This is a genomic window from Paenibacillus sp. FSL E2-0201, from assembly GCF_037963325.1.
GTDB lineage: Bacteria > Bacillota > Bacilli > Paenibacillales > Paenibacillaceae > Paenibacillus_AQ.
On record NZ_CP150154.1, the window covers coordinates 646175 to 668755 of the forward strand.

At 45.1% G+C, this 22581-nt stretch carries 15 protein-coding genes and 1 pseudogene; 12 read left to right on the forward strand and 4 right to left on the reverse strand.

Annotated features, from left to right (window positions below):
* Window positions 1-41: 41 nt before the first annotated feature.
* Window positions 42-1094 (reverse strand): LCP family protein, encoded by a 1053-nt coding sequence (locus NSU15_RS02965; RefSeq protein WP_042123967.1) that lies wholly within the window; start codon window positions 1092-1094, stop codon window positions 42-44.
* A 105-nt stretch (window positions 1095-1199) separates the two neighbouring features.
* Between NSU15_RS02965 and bcp the strand changes: the two genes are divergently transcribed.
* The 4 genes and pseudogenes from bcp (at window position 1200) to NSU15_RS02985 (ending at window position 8270) form a co-directional block, all read left to right on the forward strand.
* A complete protein-coding gene (bcp, locus tag NSU15_RS02970; RefSeq protein ID WP_339289077.1) occupies window positions 1200-1667 on the forward strand; it encodes a thioredoxin-dependent thiol peroxidase in 468 nt (155 codons plus the stop codon).
* Window positions 1668-1790: 123 nt separating this feature from the next.
* Entirely contained in the window at window positions 1791-6074 is a 4284-nt protein-coding gene (locus tag NSU15_RS02975) for an acyl-CoA dehydratase activase-related protein (RefSeq protein ID WP_339289079.1), read from the forward strand.
* Between the two features lie 234 nt (window positions 6075-6308).
* A complete protein-coding gene (locus NSU15_RS02980) occupies window positions 6309-6761 on the forward strand; it encodes a MarR family transcriptional regulator (RefSeq protein ID WP_042123971.1) in 453 nt (150 codons plus the stop codon).
* Window positions 6758-8270: pseudogene (locus NSU15_RS02985) on the forward strand (DHA2 family efflux MFS transporter permease subunit). The gene NSU15_RS02980 and the pseudogene NSU15_RS02985 overlap by 4 nt, the downstream one beginning before the upstream one ends.
* A 75-nt stretch (window positions 8271-8345) precedes the next feature.
* Here the strand turns inward: NSU15_RS02985 and NSU15_RS02990 are convergent.
* Together NSU15_RS02990 and NSU15_RS02995 are read right to left on the reverse strand one after the other, a co-directional pair.
* On the reverse strand, window positions 8346-8657 hold the full coding sequence (locus NSU15_RS02990; RefSeq protein WP_042123974.1) for a zinc ribbon domain-containing protein: 312 nt from the start codon (window positions 8655-8657) through the stop codon (window positions 8346-8348).
* Between the two features lie 90 nt (window positions 8658-8747).
* Window positions 8748-9698, reverse strand: coding sequence for a YafY family protein (locus NSU15_RS02995; RefSeq protein ID WP_339289080.1), 951 nt, complete (start codon window positions 9696-9698; stop codon window positions 8748-8750).
* Between the two features lie 147 nt (window positions 9699-9845).
* Here NSU15_RS02995 and NSU15_RS03000 point away from each other — a divergent pair, with 147 nt between their 5' ends.
* On the forward strand, window positions 9846-11135 hold the full coding sequence (locus NSU15_RS03000) for an MFS transporter (RefSeq protein WP_339289082.1): 1290 nt from the start codon (window positions 9846-9848) through the stop codon (window positions 11133-11135).
* Here NSU15_RS03000 and NSU15_RS03005 read toward each other — a convergent pair.
* On the reverse strand, window positions 11110-11778 hold the full coding sequence (locus NSU15_RS03005; RefSeq protein ID WP_076116850.1) for a DedA family protein: 669 nt from the start codon (window positions 11776-11778) through the stop codon (window positions 11110-11112). The genes NSU15_RS03000 and NSU15_RS03005 overlap by 26 nt on opposite strands.
* Before the next feature lie 107 nt (window positions 11779-11885).
* Between NSU15_RS03005 and NSU15_RS03010 the strand changes: the two genes are divergently transcribed.
* The 7 genes from NSU15_RS03010 (at window position 11886) to deoB (ending at window position 22543) form a co-directional block, all read left to right on the forward strand.
* Window positions 11886-13298, forward strand: coding sequence for a polysaccharide deacetylase (locus NSU15_RS03010; RefSeq protein WP_339289084.1), 1413 nt, complete (start codon window positions 11886-11888; stop codon window positions 13296-13298).
* A gap of 58 nt (window positions 13299-13356) precedes the next feature.
* A complete protein-coding gene (locus NSU15_RS03015) occupies window positions 13357-14787 on the forward strand; it encodes a DUF58 domain-containing protein (RefSeq protein WP_339289086.1) in 1431 nt (476 codons plus the stop codon).
* Window positions 14756-17134, forward strand: a complete 2379-nt coding sequence (locus NSU15_RS03020) for a transglutaminaseTgpA domain-containing protein (RefSeq protein ID WP_339289088.1) — start codon at window positions 14756-14758, stop codon at window positions 17132-17134. Before NSU15_RS03015 ends, NSU15_RS03020 begins: the two co-directional genes overlap by 32 nt.
* Window positions 17135-17294: 160 nt before the next feature.
* Window positions 17295-18833, forward strand: a complete 1539-nt coding sequence (gene guaA, locus NSU15_RS03025) for a glutamine-hydrolyzing GMP synthase (protein ID WP_042123987.1) — start codon at window positions 17295-17297, stop codon at window positions 18831-18833.
* A 244-nt stretch (window positions 18834-19077) separates the two neighbouring features.
* Window positions 19078-19794, forward strand: a complete 717-nt coding sequence (gene deoD, locus NSU15_RS03030; RefSeq protein WP_042123989.1) for a purine-nucleoside phosphorylase — start codon at window positions 19078-19080, stop codon at window positions 19792-19794.
* 158 nt (window positions 19795-19952) lie between these two features.
* Window positions 19953-21350, forward strand: a complete 1398-nt coding sequence (locus NSU15_RS03035; protein ID WP_339289090.1) for an MFS transporter — start codon at window positions 19953-19955, stop codon at window positions 21348-21350.
* 14 nt (window positions 21351-21364) lie between these two features.
* Window positions 21365-22543 (forward strand): phosphopentomutase, encoded by a 1179-nt coding sequence (deoB, locus tag NSU15_RS03040; protein WP_339289091.1) that lies wholly within the window; start codon window positions 21365-21367, stop codon window positions 22541-22543.
* Window positions 22544-22581 lie beyond the last annotated feature (38 nt).

Sequence of the window (22581 nt, forward strand, 5' to 3'; positions counted from 1 at the left end):
TTGCCTGTAGTGTCTACTTGTGAACGTTGCTTGTCAGATCTTTATTGGGTTCCGCTAGTGTTACTACTTGAAGTAGTCCCTGGTGAAGTTGAAGGTGTAGGCGTTGGCTCAGGGCCATTTAAGGTATCCTGAACAAATTCCTTTAATTTCTTCTCACTGCGAATGCCTATAACCTGCGATCCGTCACTTGTAGTTTCCTCTTTGAGCAGATCCATTGGCGGAATTTGCTCACTACCGCCCATGGTACTATCATACCCGACGGTTGCAAGCTTCCACATATCATTTACTGTCAAATTGGTTTCGATATAAGGCGTAACTTGAGACAGGATATTCGGTAGCTTGATTATGGATGTGGTCTTGATCAGCTTGTCAGCCACAACCTTGAGAAATGCACGCTGGCGCTCGGTCCGAGTGAAGTCGGAGGTAGCGTCATGTCGGAAACGTACATATTGCAGAGCTTTATTACCGTCGAGATGCTGATATCCTTTTTTAAGATCAATGTCATACTCGGGACCATCTGCAATGGTCTTGTACACCATATCTTTCTCGACTTCATAATCTACACCACCAACGGCATCTACTAGCTTGATGAATCCTTGGAAGTCCGTGTAGACATAATATTGAATCGGGATGCCGAGCAGATCGCTTACAGTCTGCATCGCCGTGTTAGGTCCATAAATGATAGCTGAATTAATTCGTTTTTCACCGTGATCTGGAATCGGAACGTAAGTGTCTCTAAGAATTGAGAATACGCTGATTTTCTTCTTCACGGGATCAAGTGAGGCGACGAGCATTGTATCGGAACGAGGAATTTCCCCCTTCTTGACACCGCGGGCATCCACGCCCATTAGTAGTATATTAACAGGCTCTGTACCTTCCCACTTTGGAGGTTCTGGAGTGTCAACATCAACGGTTTCAGCATTCTTGAATGGTGAATTCTCGGTGTTCGACATGCTGCCAAGCTCATTGACAATGGAAGTGAAGTAATAAATGGTTCCACCGATAATAAGTAGGAGTATAATGGCCAGGGTCCAAAGCAGCGGTTTCTTTTTTGACTTATTAGTCTTTGCGTGCCTTTTCTTTCTAGGTGGCATTTCTCGTTCTTCCTTTCGCATTCACATTCTCTACATTATAATTTCTTTTGGGGATACGCGCAATTCATGCTCAATCCTCCAATATTAAGAAGGAGTGGATATAACTTGAACGTAGTAGCTATTGGACAAAAAGTACCGAATTTCACCCTTCCGTCCTCCAGTGGGCAAGAGGTTAATTTAAATGAGTACCTGGGCCGAAAGGTCATTTTATATTTTTATCCTAAAAATATGACACCAGCCTGTACGCAGGAGGCCTGCGAATTCCGTGACGCTCATGATCAGATTACTGCGCTTGGTGCGGTTGTTTTAGGCATCAGTCCAGATCCCTTGGCCTCGCATATAAGGTTTACGGAGAAGAATAGTCTACCCTTTCCACTGTTGTCTGATGAGGATCATAAGGTAAGTGAAATGTTCGGTGTATGGCAGCTCAAGAAGCTCTATGGAAGAGAATTCATGGGCATTGTACGTTCAACTTTTTTGATTGATGAGCAGGGGATCTTAGTCGAAGAATGGCGGAAAGTACGAGTGAAAGGGCATGTAGCATCTACCATAGCAGGGATTTCCAAATCATAAAGTTTGTTAATAACTTTTTGTAAAAGTCTGTTACATTTTTAACAGCTATCATAAGGTGTTGTCATGATATAGTTTCCTCATAATTGCTTCAAATTTGGAGCAAGACGAGGTGGTGTAGTGATAATGCTGCGTATTGGCCTTGATATCGGATCAACTACTGCTAAATTGGTTGTCATAGAACGTAATACTGTTGTTTATCAGGACTATGTTAGACATTATAGCGATATAAAAAAAGCAGCTCTCTCTCTTCTGTCTGATGTACAGATCAGATTTCCAGAGAGAGAAGCAACCCTTACTGTAAGCGGTTCCTCTGGCTTATCTTTATCCAAGCTGGGAGGGGTTCCGTTCGTTCAGGAGGTGATTGCCTGTACGAAGGCGATTGGCGAGCTAATTCCAGAATGTGATACGGCGATTGAACTCGGTGGCGAAGATGCCAAGATCATTTACCTTCGAGGTGGCATTGAGCAGCGTATGAATACGGCTTGCGCGGGTGGTACGGGAGCCTTTATCGATCAGATGGCATCGCTGCTGCAGACTGACCCGGCGGGCTTAAACGCATTGGCGGAAAAGCATGAGCGAATCTATCCCATAGCTTCACGCTGCGGGGTCTTTGCCAAAAGCGATGTACAGCCGCTACTGAACGAAGGGGCTCGTCGAGAGGATGTTGCGGCCTCGATCTTTCAGAGTATCGTCAATCAGACGATCAGTGGCCTCGCCTGTGGACGCCCGATTCGTGGACGGGTGGCTTTCCTTGGCGGCCCGCTAACCTTCTTGCCAGCCCTGCGTCAGCGTTTCGCGGAGACCCTTGAGCTTGCGCAATCGGATATTTTTTTCCCTGACCGGTCGCAGTATTTCGTAGCAATTGGCTCTGCTCTTTCCGAAGCGAATCGGACAGCTTTGCCGCTCTCAGGTTGGCTCGCGCGAATAGCTGCCGTGGATTTTTCAGCGGATCGGGCTATGGATGCAGAATTACCGCCGCTTTTTGAGAATCCTGATGAGCTTGCTGCGTTCCGTCTACGCCACGGTAAAGCCTCTGCTGCCCGATCAGACTTGGCGGTGTATCGCGGCCCTTGCTATTTGGGGATCGATGCTGGTTCAACAACAACCAAACTTGTATTGACCGGCTCCGCTGACGAAATTCTATATACCTTTTATGGAAGTAATAAAGGGAACCCCTTGTATTCTGTCAGTGAGGCACTGAAAGAAATGTATCGGATTCTGCCTAAAGGCTGTTATATTGCAGGCTCTTATGTGACAGGTTACGGAGAGGGTTTAATCAAAGCCGCTTTATGGACGGACGGTGGTGAAGTGGAGACGGTTGCTCATTACAAGGCCGCTTCTAAGTTCATGCCGGAGGTAGACTTTATTTTGGATATCGGCGGACAGGACATGAAATGCATCAAGATCCGCGGCGGCGCGATCGACAGTCTGATGCTCAATGAAGCCTGTTCGGCAGGCTGCGGCTCTTTTCTTGAGAGCTTTGCTTCTGCGCTAGGCTTAGGCATCGAGGCGTTCGCCAAGTCAGCTCTGGAAGCGACCAAACCGGTTAATTTGGGTTCGCGCTGTACAGTATTCATGAATTCTAAAGTGAAGCAGGTTCAGAAGGAAGGTGCTTCACTGGCGGATCTTTCGGCAGGTCTTGCCTATTCTGTGATTAAGAATGCATTGCAAAAAGTAATTAAAATTCGCAATCCTGAGGATCTCGGGCGAAATATTATTGTTCAGGGCGGCACCTTCTATAACGAAGCTGTATTGCGTGCTTTTGAGCGCCTAACGGGGAGAACCGTAGTTAGACCGGATATTGCTGGAGTGATGGGTGCGTACGGGTGTGCGCTGATTGCTCGTGAGCAAGCAGGGGCTGACGGAAAAAGTACGTTGCTTGGACCGGAGGAAATTGCAAACTTTAAGTACGAGGTATCTTCAGGCCGTTGTGGTCGCTGTGGGAATAACTGCGCTTTAACGATCAGTCGGTTCCCGGATAAGAGCTTCTACGTTACAGGTAATCGCTGCGAGCGTGGTGCAGGAGGCCGGAAAGAGAAGAATGTACTGCCAAATTTGATGCAATATAAGTATGAGCGCTTTTTCGACTATGAGGCATTACCGGAGGCAGACGCAGCACGGGGCACAGTCGGCATCCCACGTACGATGAATATGTTCGAGAATTACCCATTCTGGCACACATTTTTCACCAAACTTGGCTATCGGGTGCTTCTCTCTCCTAAATCAAGCAAGAAGCTTTATGAAAGTGGGATGGATACGATTCCTTCAGAATCGATCTGTTATCCAGCAAAGATGGCGCACGGACATGTGCAGAGCTTGATTGGTAAAAATGTCGATTTTATCTTTTATCCTGCGGTGGTGTATGAGAAGAAGGAGGATGAAGCAGCGGATAATCATTTTAATTGTCCGGTGGTCGCCTCTTATCCTGAGGTTATTCGCAACAATATGGATGGGCTTAGGGAGAAGGGTATTACGCTGGTCAGCCCGTTTCTGACCTTTGACGATAGAACTGCACTGACCAAGGGACTCGTGAAGACATTTACTGGGATTCCGAAAGAAGAGATTACGTCTGCTGTACAGGCAGGACTTGCAGAAGCTGATCGCGCTAAAAGTGATGTGCGTACCAAGGGTGAAGAGACACTTGCGTATCTCGCCAGCACTGGGAACAAGGGAATACTTCTCTGTGGTCATCCTTATCATGCGGATCCTGAAATTAATCACGGTATAGCGGATATGATTACCGGTATGGGACTCGCCGTGCTGACAGAAGATTCCGTCTGCCATTTGGACCGAAGTGAAGGGGAAGTGGCGGTTGTTAATCAGTGGACCTATCATGCTCGGATGTACCGCGCAGCCCGGCTTGCAGCAGTCCGAACCGATCTGGAGCTTGTTCAATTGACTTCCTTCGGTTGCGGGATTGATGCGATTACATGTGATGCCGTACAAGATATTATGGAAAGGCATAACAAAGTATATACGCTGATCAAAATCGATGAGATTAGCAATCTTGGCGCAGCTCGCATTCGACTACGTTCACTTCTGGCAGCGATGCGCGAGCGTGAAAAAGGCAAGGTGCTGCCACAGAAGGCACCTAAAGTACAGGCTAATGTAGCCTTTACGAAGGAAATGAAAGAAACGTATACGATCCTTGCGCCGCAAATGTCGCCCATTCATTTTGAATTGTTTGAGCAGGTTTTCCGGGATGCGGGATATCGTCTCAAGATCCTTGAGACTACTGGACCTGAAGAGACAGAAGAAGGTCTAAGATACGTCAACAATGATGCATGTTATCCCGCAATCGTAACAATAGGGCAAATTCTGTCAGCATTGAAGAGCGGGGACTATGATCCAAATCGTACCGCTGTAATCATGTCACAGACGGGCGGAGGCTGCCGCGCGACCAATTATATTTCTTTGCTCCGCAAAGCTTTAAAAGATTCAGACCTTGAACAAATTCCTGTGATTTCACTCAATGCTTCTGGAATGGAGAACCAGCCGGGATTCCGTATCAGTCTTAAGCTGGCAAATCGGTTGATAGCCGCAGCTTGCTATGGTGATCTTATGATGCGACTGCTAAATCACTTTAGACCGTATGAGGTTGTTCCAGGGAGTGCTGAACGTTTATTCCGCAAGGGGATGGAGCGCTGTAAGGTCAGCTTAGTCACCTTCTCGTTCCGAGAATACAAACGTCTGATTCGTGAAATCGTTGCAGACTTCTGTAAGCTGCCCGTTACAGGTGTTACTAAACCAAGAGTGGGTATTGTTGGTGAAATCCTGATTAAATTTCACCCGGATGCCAACAACCGCATCATTGAGATGATTGAGGCGGAGGGTGGAGAAGCGGTAATGCCGGACTTCTTGGACTTTATCTTTTACTGTGTGTACAATCCAATCTACAAAGCCGAGCAGTTCGGGAAAAGTAAACGGTTGGGATATATTAATCCGATGTTAATCTCCTATCTGGAGATTTATCGTAAGCCGATGAAGCATGCGCTTGAGGATGCGGGACTGGCTAAAGGACGAGAGAATATTTATGGTCTTGCTGAGAAGGCCAGCCGACTGGTATCTGTAGGAAATCAGATGGGTGAGGGATGGTTCCTGACCGCGGAAATGATGGATTTGATGGATAATGGCGTGAATAATATTGCTTGTATTCAGCCGTTTGCCTGCTTGCCCAACCATATTACTGGGCGCGGGATGATTAAGGGGCTTAAGGAGCTATATCCAGGTGCAAATATCATTGCCATTGATTATGATGCTGGAGTTAGCGTGGTTAACCAAGCGAATCGGATCAAGCTGATGATGTCGATTGCCAGCAGTCAGGAGGGGCAGGCTGTATCGGATTTAGAACAATCACTTAAACCGTTGCAGCAGAACCTGCTTGAAGGTTCATACAGTTTGTCCTGAGTATAAAAAGTCAAGGATATAGACGAACCGTATATAAAAAGCGGACCAAGAATTCACTTGGTCCGCTTTTTTGTATTGTAACAGCTTGACCTTATCTTTGCGTTCTTTCTGCAAGATAATAATGGTTTTTCAGAAAGTTACAGTAAATCGTTGACTGAAATTTAGTTAAGGCGTAAAATAGTACGCATACGAACTATTTGATACTTTAACTAATTATTTTATGGAGGTGGAGATTTGGAGGACAAGGAGCAACAATTAGATGATATATTCTCCTCTTTTCGCCGCATTAGTCATGCTTTTCAGCAGTTGCTTTGGAAAGATGCCGAAGAGCTGAATATTACGCCTACCCAGTTAATGGTTCTACGCAAAATATCCGAACATCCTGATATTGGAATCACTGATCTTGCGGAGTTATTGCATTTAGGGAATAGTGCAGCAAGCGGAGTTGTGGACCGGATGGTGAAAGCTGAGTTGATTACAAGACATCGTTCCGAGGTGGATCGACGTATATACAAATTGGCGATTACTGAGAAAGGGAATGAGATCAGAGAGAGAAGTAAACAATCACTTAGAAAGTATTTGCTTCCACTGTCAAATGTGCCTGCTGAGGATGCAGGAGAGTTACTTAGGATTCATAGCGAAATCATTCAGATATTAGAGCAAGGGAGAGACAACAAGAATTTATGAGTACTACTACTGCTAACGCTGCAGCAGCAACAAAGCATATTCGTAGAGGCCCAATCATTGCGGCGCTATTAATAGGTGCATTTGTAGCGCTGTTGAACCAAACGCTTCTTAATGTTGCGCTGCCAAGCATAATGGACGATCTAAAAATCGCCACCACTACGGCACAGTGGCTAACAACTGGATTTATGCTCGTAAACGGGGTGCTTATTCCGATCAGTGCATTTCTGGTGGAAAAGTTTACGACCCGCCAGTTATTCATTACCGCGATGTCACTTTTTTCTATAGGTACACTTGTGTGCGCAATTGGAACAGGCTTTGAAATGATCATGGTCGGCAGAGTCATTCAAGCTGTTGGTGCCGGGATTTTGATGCCGCTAATGAACATTGTATTCCTCCGGATCTTCCCAATTGAAGAGCGGGGCAAAGCGATGGGCCTGATGGCAGTCGCTATGATTTTTGCACCAGCTGTGGGTCCGACCTTATCGGGCTGGGTAGTTCAGAACTATTCCTGGCGTGTGCTGTTCTTTATTATTCTTCCACTTGCTGTATTATCGACCCTGCTAGGGATGAAGACGATGCAGAACGTAGGAGAAACAACCTCTCCAAAGCTGGATAAGCCTGGTGTCATACTATCTACGCTTGGTTTTGGGGGGTTATTGTACGGCTTTAGTGATGCTGGAACCGACGGTTGGGGAAGCACGACGGTTATTGTCTGCCTCATTTTAGGTGTGGTTGCTCTGGCTTTATTCGTATGGAGAGAGCTTACTACAGATACTCCACTGCTTGAATTCCGGATTTTCAGATACAATATGTATTCACTAACCACATTAATCAATATCATTATTACAATGGCATTATACGCAGGTATGATTCTGCTGCCGATTTATTTACAGACGATCCGTGGGTTTACGCCGATGGAGTCCGGACTTATGCTGCTGCCGGGGGCTATACTAATGGGAATTATGTCTCCGATCACAGGGATTATATTTGATAAAATAGGTGCGAAATGGCTGTCTGTAATAGGTCTTCTCATTACTGTCGTTACTACTTGGGAATTTAGTAGGCTTACGGACAGTACAACGTATACCCATATGATTATTAATTACACGGTACGGATGTTAGGAATGTCGATGTTATCTATGCCAATTGTAACTGCGGGACTTAACCAGCTTCCACAGCGTTTAAGCTCACATGGTACGGCCATGTCTAATACGTTGCGGACGGTTGGGGGGGGCATTAGGGATGGCGTTGTTCGTCAGTCTAATGACTAATAAGACCAAGAGCACAATTACGGATACCCTAATGAGCGGAGCTGTCTCGCAAAGTGATAAGGCTGCGATGCTTAAGCTCACACAAGAGGCAACAATTAGCGGGGTTACACATGCCTTTGCCGTTGCTACATGGATCACTGTGATTGCTTTGGTATTAGCCTTCTTTATCAAGAAGACTTCACCTGAGCCCGACTTCCTGAAGACGGAAGAAGAGAAGATACAGCAGGTAAATCAATAAACACTGAGCCCAAAAGAAAAAGGAGTGTCCATGAACCGTAAAGGTTCCCTTGGATGCTCCTTTTTGTGCTGGTTATTAGTTCGTTGTAGGAGCGCTGGCTGCGCCTCTCCACCGTTTCAGATGAGGCAGCTGTTCGGAGAGTAATTTACGGGCAACAGCCTCGTCCATTCCTTCTTGAACCAAGTAGCCTGTACAAATATCAGACATTTCTTGCAGCGTAACGTCAGGCTGTTTGAATGCACCATCCTCGTAGCAGTAAACACAATAATCTTCGATTTTTTGACCATTCTTGTTCGTTCCAAGTAAATCCTCCGTAGGCATAGGCATCCCACAGCTCTGACAAAATTTCGGCTCATCTTGCACTTGCCCTGCTTGTTCTTGTTCCATATACAGCACTCCTTTAAAAGTTTGCGAAGCTTATGAGCACTCGCTTTAAGTACATTATAGAACTGGGAATCTGACCACATACCGTCAGGTTTAAAGTAAGGCTGTATATTTTTTGGCAACCCCAAGAGCCAACTCCCCGAGCTTATGACGAATATGCTTCGGCTCTAAAACTTCTAAAGACGTTCCGAAGCTGAGCAAGAAGGAATAGAGCCATCCGTCCTCGGGATAATGGATAGTTACGTTATATCCACCGTGTCCGTCCGGCTGAAGCTCTGTGGAGTCAAAGCGATCTTCCGCGAGATGTTTACCTTCAGATGTAAAATGCAGAAGGATTGGCGACATTGCTGCTGCTGAAGTTACTCTCTGATAGTCAGTGCTCCAGGGTAGCTCACGCATATCCATATCTTTTCTTATGAATTCCTGATTCTCTTTAACAAGCCCCTTCATACGCAGGAGCTTAAATAATCTGAAATCCTGACGCTGCAGGCAATACCCATACAAGTACCACGCTTGTCCTTTTAAGACTAAAGTATAAGGCTCGACAGAACGCTGGCTGGCTTGCCCTTCGGCATTCACATAATCAAAGTCTACCGTCATGTTTTCTTCCAACGCTTCTTTCAGAATCGCAATTTTTTCTTCTAGGACAGACTGAAGTCCCCAAGGAGATAAATCGATGATAAGCTGGGTCGTCTTACTTCGGAAAGCGGCGGACTGTGAGGGCGGGATTACACTACTGATCTTCTCCATGAGCAGAGTATGTTCAGTTCCGCCATAAGAGGAGACGCTTTGCAGCGCCGTGAAAATATCAGCCAGCTCGCGGTCAGTCAATACATTGCGGTCTAACCGGTAGCCTTCCATAAGACCAATGCCACCACCTGCTCCCTGATAGGTAACGATAGGGATTCCAGCTCCATTAATACTTTCAATATCACGGTAAATGGTGCGTACGGACACTTCGAACATGTCGGCGAGCTCCTTTGCCTGAATAAGACGTCGGTTCATAAGCAGAATGACGATAGAGAGCAATCGATCGATTTTCAAAAGGTAGAGCCCTCCTTTTCGGATAATTCGTTATGTAATGATGTACTACATCTTAGCAAATCCTTGGGAATAAAGCATTGTTATAATATAATAATTAGATTATCATCTAATTAGATATTTATTTAAATAGATAAAGTGAGGTTTACAATGATGGGTAACCAATCAGCTATTGCGATTTTCAAAGGTCAAAAGGGATATTCGCGTCTATTCACAGCCGGATTAATCAATGGAATCGGTGATCGTTTTACTAGTGTTGCCGTGCTGGCGTTGGTTCTGCAGTTAACAGGATCAGGGATGGCGGTGGGGATATCGCTAGGTGTGCGGCTGCTTCCTTATTTGTTTCTGGCACCGCTTGGGGGTGTACTTGGCAGTAAATTTCCTCGTCAATACATCATGATCACTACAGACATATTAAGGGTTCCTGTTGCACTAGCTTTTTTGTGGGTGGATGGAGTGGATAAGCTATGGCTGCTATATTCGGCGAATTTTTTACTGGCGGCGGGAGAGGCGATCTACAGTCCTGTTCGTAAATCTACAATCCCTTTGATGGTGACCAAAGGTTCTTTGCTAACGGTTAACGGACTGGAGCAGCTTATGAGTGGCTGTGTACTTATTTTGGGTGCATTCAGTGGGGGTGTGGTTTCGATGTGGTTCGGGCCAGAGGCAGCATTCGTGATGAATGCTTTATCTTTTCTGGTCGCAGCGATCTTAATTTACGGCATCCATTTTCCGCAGAATACTAGTAGGGGAAATGATGATAAGAAAGAGCTAGATTATCCTAATGGATTTATAGCTAAAGCGGAGCGCTCGCAGAAGATAAGTCGAATGCGTGCGCTCGGGATTGTAATCGGTGGGAGTATCACGTTACAGGTTATTTTCGGGTATGAGTTGCTTGTTCCGATGCTGAATGGCCTAGATAATGTGCTGATTAGTATATATGCAGTTCAGGAATTTCACGCCGGAGATATGGGTGTGGGGGCTTTTTATGCGGCGCTGGGTATCGGGCTTAGTCTCAGTTTTTTTGCCGGACGATATGTAAAAAGAGGGCTGCTGATTGTCGCGATTGGCGGGCTCATGATTGAAGGATTACTGCTGATGAGCATCAGTAGTAGCAATCATTTCATGATCGCGTTTATATTATATATCCTGTTATCTTTTGCCGGAGGGACGGGGAATGCCTGCCTGGATACACTGGTTATGCGAGAAACGCCGTCCACTATGCAGCCATTAATGTTTGGACTGCTGTCAGCAGTAGGAAATACACTGATTGGATTATCTATGCTGCTCGCAGGGTGGTTATTAGAATGGGTGGAACCTCGGACGCTGGGCTTTGCTGGAGGAGCAGGGTTTTCTGGAATTGCTATATTGCTGGCAGGGTACGCATGGATACGCAGTAAAAAGAGCGGTGAATTCACCGCTCCTTGGAAGGTTTTTTAATCTGAGCTTGAATCCTAGTGGCAGCTTTGCTAGGGAAGAGGCGGGCATGAATGCTTTTACGGTAGCGATAAATAATCACAAGAGCTGCTATTATTGCACCACCAGTTATAATCCAAAGCGCATAGGTCTCGAACAAATGGAAGATGCCCATCCACTGTGGACCAAATACCTTTCCGATGCTAAGGAATATCAATACCCAGAATACGGCTCCACTATAAGCATATAGGGCGAATTTACGGAAGGGAAGCGCGATAATACCAGCAAAGTAGCCGGTAAAGTGCCGTACGCCTGGAATAAAATAACCGATAAAAATAAGAAAGCTGCCGTATCTCTCAAACCATTTCTGTGTTTTCTCTAGCTTAGTAGGGGAGAATAGAAACCATTTGCCATATCGCTGGATAAAGGGCATACCGGCTTTTAATCCGACAAAATAGGTAAGGGTCATCCCAACAGTAGTGCCTGCAAAAGCAACGACAATTAGCGTAAAGAAATCAAGCCTTCCGGTATAGGAAAGGAAACCGGCAAACGCCATAGTGGTTTCTCCTGGAAAGGGTAAGGCAACGAATTCGAGAAGTAATCCAAAGAATAATACGCTATATCCATATTTGGTGAATAATTCTTGTATAAAGCTCAGCATTTCCATTAGATTGTCACTCTCCAAGAGGCAGTTGCCTTATTCTATTTTACAGCTTGTCTTCATACAATCTACCAAATGGCTTTTTAGCCAATAGAATGCTGGAGGTAGAGAAGATGAAAGGTAATAAAAGCACACACAGCCGCCGAAAGTTGAAAAGCGGATTGCTCGTTATGGTTGTAATATTCATCGTAATGCTTGGATGGAGCATAGGGAAAAACTTGAATTCATGGGAGATCCGATCCTTGCAGCCCGCTAGCGCAGAGTCTATATCTGTTAAGAATAAGCTTACCGCAGCGGCGATGCAAGAACTGCCCTCGGCAACAGAACCACTCGCTTCTGCATCTCCGAAAGTTGATTCCTCTTCAAGTGCAGCTCTTACTGTGACTCCAAGCCCGCAACCAAGTGGGGTAGTGAAAATAGCCAAAGCTTCAACGACGAATTCTGCAATGACGGCTGTGAAAAAAGCTGAAAAGATGGTCTATATTACATTTGACGACGGACCTAGCGAGAACACCTTCAATGTTCTTGAAATTTTACGACAGGAAGATGTGAAGGCAACCTTTTTCGTGCTTGGTAATCAAGCGAAAAGTCACCCAGAACTTATCGATTCCATATGGGAACAAGGTCATGCTATTGGCAATCATACCTATAATCATAATTACCATGATTTATATAGTGGATTCACTGAATTTTGGAGTCAAATTAAACAGACTGAACAAATTGTTCAGGGGATTACAGGGGTTCGTCCGCAGCTCATTCGCGCCCCAGGAGGAACCTATGATCATTTTGATCATACCTACTTCAATTTATTGAAGCAAGCAGGTTATAGGGTGATGGATTGGACGGTGGATAGCGGCGATTCTAAACGAAAAGGTGTACCAGCCTCAGAAATTTTGAAGGAATCAACAATGGATATGAAGTCTTCGCAAGTTATTCTGCTGCTGCATGATGGGGGCGGTCACCAAGAGAGCGTCAAGGCGCTGCCTGACATTATTGCTCGTTATAAAGCGGCTGGATACGGCTTTGGCCTGTTGGATGATACGGTGGAGCCCGTACAATTCAGAGTCTCTTCAAAGGCCAGTAATTTGGGGAGATCAAAGCCATCAGAAGCTTGGATCGCATCAAACATCACGCCGAATGCAGAGCTGTTTTCACCGGGAAAGCCACTGGTTCTGGAGGTTGGAAAGCTGGAGACGAAGCTGAAACAAGGAGAATATTCCGTGCGAAATGGACAGTATGAGGTTCCGCTTCGTGCTGTAATTGAGCGGCTTGGAGGAAAAGTTACCTGGGATGGGAACAGTCGAAGTGGAGAAATAGATTGGAACGGGAAAGAGATCATTGCCGATGTGAAGAACAAGCAGTTGATTCTAAACCTTCCAGATAACGTACAACAGACCATTAACGCGAGGGTGGAAATGATTGGTGGATCGATCTGGGTATCGCTACGAGACCTGCTGGAGATAGCAGGTCAACCTCCGATTAATATAAGTGTGACTGAATTGGAACGCCGAGTAAAAACACTCTGAAAGAAGCGTGGAGGCTGTCTAGTAAAAAGAAAAAACCAATGTCTGGGCACCCTTTTTCATGGGAAGAATAGATAGTAATAAGTTCCTGATCTGGGAACAAGTCTATGACCAAAGGATGGGTGTTCCATTGTCCTCTTCATCATTAATTGATCAACAGAAGAAAGATGCCGGAAGTGTCAAAAGCTTCTCTTATCCCCGTAGCCGTAGTGCTTTGGTTGAATGGTTAAGGATGCTAACTGTGGCTGGAATTATAGGTGCTTTATATGCTTGGCGCGGAGGATCGTCCTTGCTGTTTCTCCTGATTGTTATTGGAGTTATTATGCTGGGTGGACTTATGCTTCAGCTCTCCGGTCCGCGGGCTATAAAGATAATTCGTACGATTGCTCCTGCAAGGCCGATGGCCGGAAATACACTTCAAGTGAAAGTGGAGCTGAGTTTTTCTTCTCGTTTGCCTCTTCCTTGGATGACTATAGCTGATTATTGGGGCGACAGCCATCATCAAAAGCTGCTATTTCCTGGATTCAAACGTTCTTTTGTATACACATACACCATTGAAAATATATCCCGCGGTAATCATCATTTGCTGGGCTGTAGAATAACTTGGGGGGACTTCCCAGGTTGGTTCACGGGGAGATCTGAACCGGGTGGGGGACAGAGCTTTAAGGTGCTGCCAGCTCCTTTATCCTTTGGTGGAACTGTGCCGGATAGCGGTTTTATGACAGGAGATACCATGTATTCCAGACGTGGAAGAAGCATCAGTGATGAGGCTTTGGAATCAAGAGATTATGAGCCCGGAGATCCGCTTAGCCGAATTCATTGGAAGAATAGCGCACGATTGGGAGCGCTGCAGAGCAAAGTTCCGGAGCGGGAAAAGGCAAAAATGACCTGTATCGTGTTGGCCAATGACCCGCTCAGCTATGAGGTTCCTACAGAGGCTCTTAAACCCCGTGGAAGCCGAGATGAATCGCCTCCGGCATTTGAGAAAGCGGTGTCTACAGCGATGGGGCTGATGCTCTCCGCTGAGCGTTCGGGCGCTTATGTTCAGTTGTTCAGCGGCGGTTGGCCGGAAGGTATGGCTAGGCATGAGGGACTGGGTAAAATCCCAGGGAGAGTGCTGGATGTTCTGACTGAAATTACTTCAGATGGAACTAGAAACCTGTCGAAGTTATTAGAGGATGCTTCCAAAGGTTGGATTCCGGGGATGAGTGTAGCCATCATTACAGGACGATTAGAAGAAGAATCGGCCAAGGTGATTGCCAAGTTCTTGATGCAGGGTGTGAAGGTTGAACTTTATTATGCCTGGGACCAGTCGGCACCGATGAATGGAGAAGCTAAAGGAGTGGAGATTAGACAGTCTGTGAGGGGGACTGTCGGGGATAGTTTGGCTCGGCTCGGAGCACGAATGTTTTGTCTGGATGATGCTATGCCAGCATTCAGGTTCAGGGAGGTAGAGTTCCATGAATCATCCGGAAAACCAACGCTACGGTAACGGAATACCAGGTGATACGGAACTGTCTATAAATAGCTTTCATTTCAATGTGGGGCAAATGGAGAACAGTTATGCCGGTAAGCAGAGAAAGGTACCTCTGTACTATCGTTTGCTGTTCTCTTTGGCTATTATGGGGCTATTTATTGAATGGTTACTCCCTTTATATAGGTCTGCTTTATTAGAAGATACCTCGAAGATGCTGCAAGTTCTAATGGTATTAGCGGCAGTACTGCTGCTATGGGGAATACTTCAGATTCCTGGGTGGCTACTGCTTAGTATCCAATTTCTTATCATTGCTTCAGCGTGGCTTTACTTATGCAGTGGAGGCGAAGGCATAGGATGGCTAGGGATTTATGCGGACGAAATTCCGAATGATCTCATGCTGCTTCTCTCTGGACATGTCTCTCAGCTAAGTGAAATTAGCAGGCTTTTAATATTGATTGTAGGTTGGGGGCTTTTGGTATCCTCAGTACAGCAGCTTGCACTCTTCCGAGGGAGTACGGCACTATTCACAGCGGTTACAATTATTTACTTGCTGGTCTTGGATATCGGCTTTGATGTGAATACCACGATGGATATTGTGATCTCGATGGGTTTAATTTTTTGGATGCATGCGATGAGTGGTTTGCTGCGTCTTCGAGAGCGTGAGGGGCCAACTTCATTGCCTTATGCACGTTGGGGAGCACTGACTTTGGCGGCAGCAATCGTCGTGATGACAACAGCATGGTTCGGTGGGCAATTATTGGGGGCGAGACCAACCAGCGAGCTTACGCTGCAATCGACATTTCAGAAGCTGCAGAATTGGGCTTCAGGGCATTTGCCAGAGGATAAGGCGTCTAATTCTTCAGGAACCACAGGGTATAGTACGAATGACGGTGAACTCGGGGCCCCGTTATCCCGCAGTACTGAACCTGTCTTTACGGCTATTACTAGCGAGCGTACTTACTGGAGAGGTGAAAGTATTGCTTACTATGATGGTCGCCGATGGATTAGGGGAGGCGAAGAGTTTATGCCGCTTAATCTGTCCGGCATTTCAAAGAAGCATTCATCGGAGCTAAGCATCGAAAAGAGGAAACGAACACTTCAACAGCGGATACAATTTGCCACCCCTTCTTCAGGAGGAATTCCTTTATTCAATGCGGGGATAATAACAGATGTTGAGTCGGTTGGACTCTTGGGCGGCAGTAAACTGGGATATATTCTGTCTAATATGGACAGAGATAGTTTTCGTCTGCCTGATTCGATAGGCTCTGCACGAATCACAGAATATACAGTGGAATCCTTACTTCCTGAGAGTGATCCGGTGCTGCTTCGTAGTTTAAGCAGTGACGATCCACAGGAAATCAAGGGCAAGTATTTGCAATTGCCAGATTTGTTACCCGTACGCGTTAGAGATCTGGCGGAGAAGCTTACAGATTCATCAGGTAACCGCTATGACTCCGTAACGGCCATTAAGGATTACTTACAACATGGATATTCCTATACGTTGAATACAACGGTTCCACCATCCGGATCTGATTTTGTCGATCAATTTTTATTTGAGACGAAACAAGGCTACTGTGTACATTTTGCAACAACAATGACCGTTTTGCTGCGCAGTGCTGGAATTCCTGCTCGTTATGTCCAAGGCTATGGACCAGGTACCTTGCAGGACGACACCATGCCGGCGAAGTATTTGGTCACCCAGGGCGATGCCCATGCTTGGGTGGAGGTCTATTTCGCCGGCGCCGGTTGGGTCCCGTTCGACCCAACGCCTGGCCCCGCACTTGCCGCCGGCTTCGCCGCGCCGGCGCTGCCTGCGGCAGCCTCGCTCGCGCCGCAAGCTGCGCGAAGCACGGGCCTGCCCGCCCTGCCGCTGGCGGGCGGGAACTCTCCAGCGCCGCTCGCTGCTGCGGCGCTGCTTCCCGTCGCCGCCGCTTGGCGCTGGCGGCGTAGCCTGGCTCTGCTGCTGGCAGCGCGCAGCGCCAGCAGCATGAGCCGCGAGAGGCAGCTGCGCGCTGCCTCTCTAGCTTGGCACGGGCTGGCGGAGCGGTTTGGACCGCCGCCGCCCGGTGTTACTGGCAGGGAGTATGTGGACTCCCTGCAGATTTACGATGCCGGACTAAGCGAAGCCGTCCGGCAGTTCGTACGCCAGTGGGAGACCCTGGCGTACGCGCCCGCGCCTTCAGCGTTCGTCGCGGCCTATCCCGCGAACGAAATCTCTACAATCTCTGCAATGTCTCCAATGCCTGCAGTCTCTGTAACTTCTGCGGCTCCAGCATCTTCCGCAGAGAACAGCGGGTGTACTACTCCTGATGCATCCGCATTTATACGCGAATGCCTGATCATCACCTTTCGGTTAACTTAATCGTTCAAAACAGTTGGTGCTGCTATACAATTCCTTCCATGGAAAGGAATGTTCTTCATGAAGTTTAGCTTGCTCCTATTATGAGAAGTGTGTTCTCCTTTCCTTGACGATGAGAATTAACCATGAGTATAATGAATCCAATAATCAAGGGAGGCTCGTAATGAATAAGCCAAATGAAATTATCGTCGTTCTCGATTTCGGGGGACAATACAACCAACTTATCGCGCGCAGAATTCGGGATCTAGGAGTATACAGCGAACTTTTGCCGTACAATACGCCAGTAGACAAGATCAAAGCACTTGCACCTAAAGGGATTGTCTTCTCTGGCGGTCCTAGCAGTGTATATGCTGAAGATGCTCCACATGTGGACCCAGCAATCTATGATTTAGGAGTACCAATTTTCGGTATTTGCTATGGTATGCAACTAATGGCTCACCAGCTTGACGGTAAAGTGGAACGCTCCGCTAAACGTGAATACGGTAAAGCTGACATTGACTTTGAAGAAGGTACTGCATTAGTGGCTGGGCTAGAGAGCCGCCAAACGGTATGGATGAGCCATGGTGACCATGTGGTTGAACTTCCAACAGGATTCAAGCTGGATGCAGGAACTGAAAGTGCTCCAATCGCGGCAATGAGTAATGATGAACGTAAATTGTTCGCCGTTCAATTCCATCCAGAAGTTCGCCACTCAGTTCATGGTAATGAGATGATTTCGAACTTCTTGTATCAAATTTGCGGTTGCGACGGCAAATGGACAATGGAATCGTTTATTGACGAAGCCATCCAAGATATCCGTAACCAAGTTGGAGACAAGAAAGTACTCTGCGCACTTAGCGGTGGCGTAGATTCTTCCGTAGTTGCAATGCTTATTCACCGTGCTATCGGTGACCAATTGACTTGTATGTTTATTGATCATGGTCTTTTGCGTAAAGGTGAAGCCGAAAGCGTTATGGAGACCTTCGTAGGCAAATTCGATATTCATGTCGTGAAAATCGATGCACGCGAACGCTTCATGAGCAAGCTTGCAGGTGTTGAAGATCCTGAACAAAAACGTAAAATCATCGGTAATGAGTTTATCTACTGCTTCGACGAAGAGTCTGCTAAGCTCGGAGATTTCGCATTCCTTGCACAAGGTACACTGTATACAGATATCGTTGAGAGCGGAACAGCTACGGCACAAACGATTAAATCCCACCACAATGTGGGCGGTTTGCCGGAAGACATGAAATTCAGCTTGATCGAGCCACTAAATACCTTGTTTAAGGATGAGGTTCGTAAACTAGGTGAAGAGCTGGGAATGCCACGTGCTATCGTTTGGCGCCAACCTTTCCCTGGTCCAGGTCTTGCAATTCGTGTCTTGGGTGAAGTAACAGAGGACAAGCTTACTATCGTTCGCGACTCTGACTACATTCTGCAAGAGGAAATTGCTAAAGCGGGATTAGACCGTGAAATTTGGCAATACTTCACTGCCCTGCCTAACATGAAGAGCGTGGGTGTTATGGGGGATGCTCGTACTTATTCCTATACAGTAGGCGTGCGTGCAGTAACTTCCATCGATGGTATGACTGCTGACTGGGCACGTATTCCTTGGGATATTCTTGAGAAAATCTCCGTACGTATCGTCAACGAAGTGGAGAACGTAAACCGCGTAGTGTATGACATTACTTCGAAACCACCTGCAACAATCGAGTGGGAATAGGACCGGTTCAACCATAGATTTCAGAAAAGCTCTCTTTTATTTGCGTTATTTAGCAAATAAAGGAGAGCTTTTTTTATTTATCAAGTAAAAGGTTGTTCTGGTGGCTCCATTTTTCACAAATCTGTAATGAATACGTTTTATTGAAAGGGCTTGCATCAGTCGAAAAGTTATGATAAATTGAACTTGTCTAAAAAATAGACAAGGTAAAAAAACGTATATTTTTCTACTAAAGGAGCAAATGATAATGATGACTACTACCAAAGAGACACCTCATATTAAACCGAACGGAGTAGAAATTGCTGAATCGATTCTGTTACCTGGAGACCCTTTAAGAGCTAAGTTTATTGCAGAAACCTTTTTAGAAGATTACCAGTGCTTTAACGAAGTAAGAGGAATGTTAGGATATACCGGTACTTACAAAGGCAAGAAGATCTCTGTAATGGGTACAGGAATGGGTCCAGCGAGCATGGGGATTTATTCTTGGGAATTAATTAATGTATTTGGAGTTAAGAATTTAATCAGAATCGGTACCTGTGGTGCAATGCAAGAAAACATTGAGCTATACGATGTTATTTTCGGTATGGGAGCTGCAACGGATTCCAATTACGGCCATCAATTTAATTTACCTGGACAATATCCACTAACGGCTTCTTTTGAACTCTTGGAGAAAGCTAAGAAAATTGCAGATGATAAAGGCCAAAAAGTTCATATTGGCAATATTTTATCCAGTGAAATATTTTATAATGCGGATCAGACAGCTAATAAAAAGTGGCAAGATGTAGGGATTTTGGGCGTTGAAATGGAATCTGTAGCCCTCTATTGGAACGCTATCCAAGCACGTGTAAATGCGCTATGCATTCTAACAGTGAGTGATCATCTTATTACGGGAGCAAAGACCACTCCGGAGGAACGTCAAACTGCCTTTACTAAAATGATGGAGATCGCATTAGAATTAGCGTAAATGACCTCCTTCTATGTGAAAGTAAAGGACAGAAAAGCTTCCTTCACTCACCATAGTTGTGAAGTGAAGGAAGCTTTCCATAGCTACGCAGATTGCAACTAATGTAAACGATATCATTCAACCTTTGTTTTTACAGCATGAGATATTGGAGGTATATTATGAATCATTCAGTGGGAAATAAACCGATCGTTAATTTAAGTAAAGTTGTTCCGGTTATATTGCTTTTAATGATTTTTTCAATTGTAATCGATAACTCTTTTAAGATCATCTCTCCAGATTTGGTAGAATATTTTGGGGTTTCAGCAAGTACGGTAAGCTGGCAAGTAACGCTTGCGGGCTTAGTGATTGGAATTGGTGCAGTTGTTTATTCATCTTTATCAGACTCAATCAGTATACGTAATTTATTAACGGTGGGTATTTTATTAATCTGTGTAGGATCTTTACTTGGTTATATTACACATACGAATTATTGGTTAATCGTTTTTTCGAGAATTATCCAAGCTGCCGGTTTAGGGGCAACGGAAACTCTGTATTTAGTATTCATTACTAAGTATGCAACCGAAGCAGAGCAGAAAAAGTATATGGGATTTAGTACAAGTAGCTTTCAGATCGCAACAGTTATTGGAACATTGACGGGTGGGTTTGTTGCTACTTATCTAGCCTGGCAGAACTTGTTTCTGATTCCTCTACTAAGTCTGTTGCTGTTACCGTTTATTCTTAAATATTTGCCCAAAGAAGAAACCAAGAAAAATAACGTAGATTTTCTAGGGCTCATCATCATCGCAGTGATAGCCACTTCAATCATGCTGTATATGTCTTCTTTCAATTGGATACTTTTTATACTCTTCGTGGTATCGGTCATTGTATTCTTACTCTACATCAGTAAAAATAAGAATGCTTTTATTACGATTGATTTCTTTAAAAACAAACAATTTCTATTTGCGTTAATGGTGGCCTTTATTCTTAACTCTCTATACGCTGCCTATGCACTGAACACATTGTCGTTCTTGTTAACCTCTGTCTATGATATCCATTTGGATACGGTTTCCTTACTGTTCATACCAGCATGTTTACTAGCGGCGGGTGTCGGGGCTTTATCAGGTAAAATAGGAAAATCGTTGAATTCTAAGCAATGTGTCTACTTAGCCATTAGTTTGATTATTGTCAGCTTACTACTAGGTGTCTTCTTTATCGAATTGTCCATTGCTGTATTTGTTGTATCTCTTATTATATTTTCTTGCAGCTTTGCACTTCTATATGCACCGCTTATCGATATTAGTCTTAGAGATGTGCCAACTGAAAAGTCGGGGACTGCATTAGGATTTTATAATCTATGTATCAATATCGCGATGTCCGTGGGATTCACTTATTCAGCCTTATTAATCGACAAGAAGGATTTGCAATTCGGATTTTTACGTTTTGTAACAGAAGAACCAACAGCATTGAATTATAGTAGTATCGTCGTCATTCTTGCAGCCATTGCAGGAATAGCAATCATTTTATTTGGGATTTTATTGGGTCGGAAATCAAAGGGGCATACTCAAATTACTAGATAAGGGATGAGAGTAGAATGAAGAAATTTAAACGTGTACATTTGATCGTCATGGATTCAGTAGGTATTGGAGAAGGAAAAGATGCGGATCAATTTAACGATGCTGGTTCCCATACTCTATTACACATTGCAGAACATATGAATGGATTAAATCTACCTAACCTAGCCAAATTGGGACTGTCCAATATTGAAGAAATCCTGGGTGTTCCGAAAGCAGAGAAACCACTTGCTTATTATACTAAATTACAAGAAAAGTCTGTCGGGAAAGATACAATGACAGGGCATTGGGAGATCATGGGTTTAAATATTGATCAACCCTTTAATGTGTATCCAAATGGATTCCCTGATGAACTGATTAAACAGATCGAGGATATAACTGGTCGAAAAGTAGTAGCGAATAAGCCTGCAAGTGGAACGGCTATTCTTGATGAATATGGCGAGCATCAAATGAAAACAGGGGATCTGATCGTTTATACCTCTGCTGACCCGGTTTTACAAATTGCTGCTCATGAAGAAATCATCCCATTAGAAGAGTTATATGATATCTGTGAAAAGGTTCGGGAAATCACGAAAGACCCTGCCTATTTAATTGGTCGTATTATCGCGAGACCTTATGTAGGTGAGCCTGGGAACTTTACGAGAACCTCCAATCGTCATGACTACGCCTTAAAACCATTTCAGAAAACCGTCATGAATAGCTTGCAAGACGGAGGCTATGATGTCATCGCTATTGGTAAAATCAATGATATTTTCGATGGTGAGGGAGTTACAGAATCCATTCGTACGAAAGATAATATGGATGGTATGGATAAACTGCTTGATGTCATTAAAAAAGATTTTACTGGAATGAGCTTCTTAAATTTAGTTGATTTCGATGCTTTATACGGTCATCGTCGTGACCCAGAAGGGTATGGAAGAGCATTAGAGGAATTCGATAAGCGACTAGACGAAGTACTAGATTCCATCCGTGAAGATGATTTGCTAATTATTACGGCTGATCATGGGAATGATCCAACCTTCCCTGGAACAGACCATACGCGTGAATTTATTCCTGTGCTAGTCTATTCCAAGCAGTTAAGCGACAGCGGTGCGCTACCTGAGCATGATACATTTGCTGATATTGGTGCGACGATAGCAGATAATTTTGATGTTCATATGCCAGACCACGGTGAGTCTTTCTTGCAATTTCTTAACTAATTGATATCACAGATAAACCTCCAAGAATCTTTTTTGGA

Coding starts and splice junctions, on each gene's coding strand:
- NSU15_RS03010 (WP_339289084.1), top strand. CDS start 11,886: ATGAAAGGTAATAAAAGCACACACAGCCGCCGAAAGTTGAAAAGCGGA.
- deoB (WP_339289091.1), top strand. CDS start 21,365: ATGAAGAAATTTAAACGTGTACATTTGATCGTCATGGATTCAGTAGGT.
- NSU15_RS03005 (WP_076116850.1), bottom strand. CDS start 11,778: ATGGAAATGCTGAGCTTTATACAAGAATTATTCACCAAATATGGATAT.
- NSU15_RS02975 (WP_339289079.1), top strand. CDS start 1,791: ATGCTGCGTATTGGCCTTGATATCGGATCAACTACTGCTAAATTGGTT.
- NSU15_RS03020 (WP_339289088.1), top strand. CDS start 14,756: ATGAATCATCCGGAAAACCAACGCTACGGTAACGGAATACCAGGTGAT.
- guaA (WP_042123987.1), top strand. CDS start 17,295: ATGAATAAGCCAAATGAAATTATCGTCGTTCTCGATTTCGGGGGACAA.
- NSU15_RS03035 (WP_339289090.1), top strand. CDS start 19,953: ATGAATCATTCAGTGGGAAATAAACCGATCGTTAATTTAAGTAAAGTT.
- deoD (WP_042123989.1), top strand. CDS start 19,078: ATGATGACTACTACCAAAGAGACACCTCATATTAAACCGAACGGAGTA.
- NSU15_RS02990 (WP_042123974.1), bottom strand. CDS start 8,657: ATGGAACAAGAACAAGCAGGGCAAGTGCAAGATGAGCCGAAATTTTGT.
- NSU15_RS03000 (WP_339289082.1), top strand. CDS start 9,846: ATGATGGGTAACCAATCAGCTATTGCGATTTTCAAAGGTCAAAAGGGA.
- NSU15_RS03015 (WP_339289086.1), top strand. CDS start 13,357: ATGGGAAGAATAGATAGTAATAAGTTCCTGATCTGGGAACAAGTCTAT.
- NSU15_RS02965 (WP_042123967.1), bottom strand. CDS start 1,094: ATGCCACCTAGAAAGAAAAGGCACGCAAAGACTAATAAGTCAAAAAAG.